The following is a 4,007-nucleotide window of genomic DNA, read 5'->3' as shown; positions in this document are numbered from 1 at the left end:
TGGACGCCGTGCCGCTGACCCTGGGCCAGGAATTCAGCGGCTATGTGCACCAGCTGAACGACGTCATCGACGCGGTGGGCAGCGCCCTGCCGCGGCTATACCAGCTCGCCATCGGCGGCACCGCGGTCGGCACGGGTCTTAACACCCACCCGGGCTTTGCCGATGCGGTGGCCGACCGCATCGCGGAGCTGACCGCCCTGCCCTTCATCACCGCGCCGAACAAGTTCGCGGCGCTGGCCGCGCACGACGCCATCGTGTGGATGAGCGGCGCGCTGAAAACCGCCGCCGCGGCGTGCATGAAAATCGCCAACGACTTTCGCCTGCTGGGCTCCGGCCCGCGCTGCGGCATCGGCGAGCTGTACCTGCCGGAGAACGAGCCAGGCAGCTCGATCATGCCCGGCAAGGTCAACCCCACGCAGTCCGAGGCGCTGACCATGGTGGCCGCGCAGGTATTCGGCAACGACGTCGCCATCAACTTCGGCGGCGCCAGCGGGCACCTGGAACTGAATGTCTTCAAGCCGCTGCTGATCAGGAACCTGTTGCAATCGATCCGCCTGCTGACCGACGCCAGCCGTTCCTTCGCCGACCACTGCGCCGCCGGCACCGTGGCCAACGAGCCGCAGATCGCCCAGTACCTGGACCGCAACCTGATGCTGGTGACGGCGCTCAATCCGCACATCGGCTACGACAACGCCGCCAAGGCAGCCAAGAAGGCGCACCACGAGAACCTGACGCTCAAGGAATCGGTCGTTGCACTCGGCCTGCTCAGCCCCGAGGATTTCGACCGCCTGATCCGGCCGGCGGACATGCTGGGACCGGGCTGAGGCGAATACTGTTCACAGCGGTGCGACGCGCGTGAGCGACAGTGATGCGCTTGACCAACGGTGACGGGGCGGCGTATCAACCAACGCCATTCCGTCGCCGAATGGATAGCGTGAACGCGAGCGGCGGATTGCGATCCGCCTTTCGTGGGGTTCAAGAATCAGGCGATTACAGGGTCAATTCCGAGTTATCGGATATGTCTGATAACACATTTATTCCGACAAATGTCGGATAGCTCACGTTGGGCGTCTCTGGGAGTGACGTGATGATTCCGGCCACTGGCGGCAAGCTTCATTGGAATTATCTTCTGGCGTTGGAGCGGGACCTTGAGGCGGTCTCGCGCTACGTGGAGTTCACTCCCGCCAACTACGAGGTGTACTCAATTGAGCTCGCGCATCTACTTTTCGCTGCAGCCTCGGAGGTTGAAGTCGTAACAAAACTCCTATGTGCGGTACTCGATCGCTCGGCAAGAAATCGAAACATGGACCACTACCGGGCGGTCTGCATGAGTAGTCTGCCGATTATGGCGGTGAGCAAGGTCTATATTCCGCGCTACGGGCTCGAGCTCACCCCATGGGACCAGTGGTCACAGAATCAGAATCCGCTTTGGTGGAGGAGCTACAACGACGTGAAACACGAGCGAAATGCACACTTCGCCCGAGCCACTTTGAAGAACGCACTCAATGCAATGGCAGCATTGCTGTTGGTCGCCTTCGAGTACTACCGTCGCAATCTGGCCGAGGCTCCATCGCTTCCACTCGAACCGCGGCGCGCGACCGAGGCTCTCGATCCTCCGACCGTGCTATTGCGCCTCCCCCCCCGACCACTATCCTGACGTTATCACCGCAAACTAGTCGCGCGACGACGTCCAACAACACGCTGCAGCCGACGTCCCTGCCTCCGGGGCTTCGCCCCTACGGCAGAGCGTGTAGCCTGGATGAAGCGCAGCGGAATCCGGGACTGACCCCCTCGGCGGGCGAAGGTCGAGCATGTGTTTCGTGATCTGAAGATTCGTTTCGGCTACGCCAGGGTGCGTTACCGGGGGCTGGCGAAGAATTTGAGTCGCTTTGTGTGCCTGGCGGCGTTATCGAAGGTGCTCACGGGCGACGCGTACGTGCACCGTCAGGGCAAGGTGCGCCCTGAGCAGGAAAAAGTCCGGAAAACCGATCCGAATCAGGGACAAATGAGTGGAATCGTGCGAAAAATCGCTCCCCAGGAAGCGAAATCAGCTGCAGGCTACGATTCGTGCAGAGGCTCCTTAAGGATTTGTTAAGAATATTGTGGCGTACTCTCCATTGAGCGCAGAAGGCTGGCCCCTTATTTATTTGAGCCTTTGGAATTAGCGAGAGTATCTTGATATGAAAGAGCGCAGGATCTTATCCGGAATCCGCCGACTTGGCTTTTTGCTATTGGGCATCGCCGCGGGGGCGCAGGCTTTCGAGCCGTTGCCGGAAAAACCCGTTGCATCGGCCACAAACCCAACTACACCGGCCAAGGTGGCCCTGGGCAAGGCGCTGTATTTCGATCCGCGCCTGAGCGTGGACGGTTCGGCGTCCTGCAACTCCTGCCACAACGTGATGGGGGGCGGCGAAGATGGCCGACCATTCTCCATGGGGGTGCGTGGACAATTGGGCGGCCGGTCATCGCCCACGGTTTGGAATGCTGCATTCCTGTCGGTGCAGTTCTGGGATGGACGCGCGCCCAGCCTGGAGGAGCAGGCCAAGGGACCGATGATCAACCCCGTTGAGATGGGTAACCCCGATCATGCCGCGGTGGTCAAGCGCCTGCAAGGAATCGAGGGATACAAGCCCTTGTTCAAGCAAGCCTTCAACGCGCCGGAGATCAGCATCGACCGGGTCGCGCAGGCCATTGCCGCCTATGAGCGGACCTTGATCACCCCCGACAGCTCCCTGGATCGTTATCTGAAAGGGGACAAGAAAGCGCTGAACGAGAGCCAGGTGCGTGGCATGCAGGCGTTCCAGGATGTCGGTTGCGTGGCCTGCCACAGCGGGGCGGCTTTCGCCGGTCCGGCCTTGCCCGAAGGGCAGGGGTTTTACCAGAAGTTCCCGACCTTTCGCGGCAGTGCCTATGACGCGAAATATCGTCTGACGGAAGATACGGGCCGCTTTCAGGTGACCCATCAGGAAGCCGATCGCCACATGTTTCGGGTGCCGACGCTGCGCAATGTCGCCTTGACCGCGCCCTATCTCCACAATGGCTCCGCAACGACGCTGGAGGAGGCGGTGCGCGTCATGGCGAAGGTCCAGCTGAACAAGGAGCTGGACGATGGGCAAGTGCTCGATCTGACCGCCTTCCTCGGCGCCCTGACCGGAACCTTTCCCCGCCAGGAAATGCCCGAGCTGCCGCCGACTCCGGGCCGAACCGTGTTTGCGCCGTGAGATGCTGCGTGTTGGTTGGGCGGGTGCTGCGTGCCACGAAGCCAGCGCAGCCCCAGGGCGTCGTTGGCTGAAAGCGAGCGGTACGCTCGGCCAGCTTGGCTTGCGTCGGTCCACGCGAGGTTTTATTGCGGTAGGCGATACCGAATGAGCGGGCAGAGCGGCGCATCGAGTATTCTGCGAGAGGCCTATGTTTTGGGGCGCTGATCCGGCAGCCCAGGTAGGCCGGGCTGACGCGGGAAGCCCAACATAACGCCGCAAGCCAAGGATCTCCGCAGGTAAGAACGCACTCCTTCTGCGCATCACCGCCGGCTTTACGCCGCTTCGCTTTGGCCACAAGAGCCGCGCAGTTCCTGGCCCGCTCGCCCTGCTCGGCTGCGCCTTCCATCCGGTTCTTGTTCATCGGCTCACGAGTTGCGCTCCACACCCCCCACGGTCGGTCGCCCTTCCGCAGTTGCGCTTCGCTTCGTTCGCTGTGGCCAGCTTACGGGAGGACTCTCACCTCCAGGAGTGCGCCCATGCCGGGTGCACCACAAAAAAGGCCCGGTCGACATTCGCCGACCGGGCCGTTGTTGCCGTCCGGCCGTGGCCGGTCAGACGTTGAAGATATCCATCTGCCGCGGAATGATGTCGTTGCAGACCACGATGTATTTCTCGCGTATCTGCAGCGCCTCACCCGCCCGTGTCAGGCGGTAGCGGTAATGGCCGAAGAACATGTCCGTGCGCTGTTCCTCGTGCTTGTAGGTGTTGACCTGGAAGTTGGCGGTGGCGATGACTTCGTCGGCCGTC

Annotated in this window: 4 protein-coding genes and 1 pseudogene; 4 read left to right on the top strand and 1 reads right to left on the bottom strand. The window is 61.8% G+C overall.

Annotation, left to right across the window (positions count from 1 at the left end):
- The 4 genes and pseudogenes from WA157_RS00180 to WA157_RS00165 form a co-directional block, all read left to right on the top strand.
- A partial coding sequence (locus WA157_RS00180; RefSeq protein ID WP_422619013.1) for a lyase family protein occupies positions 1 to 824 on the top strand: 824 nt, incomplete at its 5' end.
- A 263-nt stretch (positions 825 to 1,087) separates the two neighbouring features.
- Positions 1,088 to 1,657, top strand: coding sequence for a hypothetical protein (locus WA157_RS00175; protein ID WP_422619012.1), 570 nt, complete (start codon positions 1,088 to 1,090; stop codon positions 1,655 to 1,657).
- Positions 1,658 to 1,795: 138 nt separating this feature from the next.
- Positions 1,796 to 1,918: pseudogene (locus WA157_RS00170) on the top strand (transposase); the annotation flags it as partial.
- Between the two features lie 262 nt (positions 1,919 to 2,180).
- On the top strand, positions 2,181 to 3,221 hold the full coding sequence (locus WA157_RS00165; protein WP_422619011.1) for a cytochrome-c peroxidase: 1,041 nt from the start codon (positions 2,181 to 2,183) through the stop codon (positions 3,219 to 3,221).
- Between the two features lie 590 nt (positions 3,222 to 3,811).
- Here the strand turns inward: WA157_RS00165 and WA157_RS00160 are convergent.
- Positions 3,812 to 4,007: aromatic-ring-hydroxylating dioxygenase subunit beta (locus WA157_RS00160; RefSeq protein ID WP_422619010.1), on the bottom strand; the 196-nt coding region annotated here is incomplete at its 5' end.

Source organism: Rhodoferax ferrireducens, assembly GCF_049302455.1.
GTDB lineage: Bacteria > Pseudomonadota > Gammaproteobacteria > Burkholderiales > Burkholderiaceae_C > Rhodoferax > Rhodoferax ferrireducens_B.
This window is presented reverse-complemented; position numbering and strand designations above follow the sequence as displayed.

Excerpts from the sequence above, each read along its gene's own strand:
- WA157_RS00175 (WP_422619012.1), top strand. The coding sequence starts at position 1,088 with ATGATTCCGGCCACTGGCGGCAAGCTTCATTGGAATTATCTTCTGGCG.
- WA157_RS00165 (WP_422619011.1), top strand. The coding sequence starts at position 2,181 with ATGAAAGAGCGCAGGATCTTATCCGGAATCCGCCGACTTGGCTTTTTG.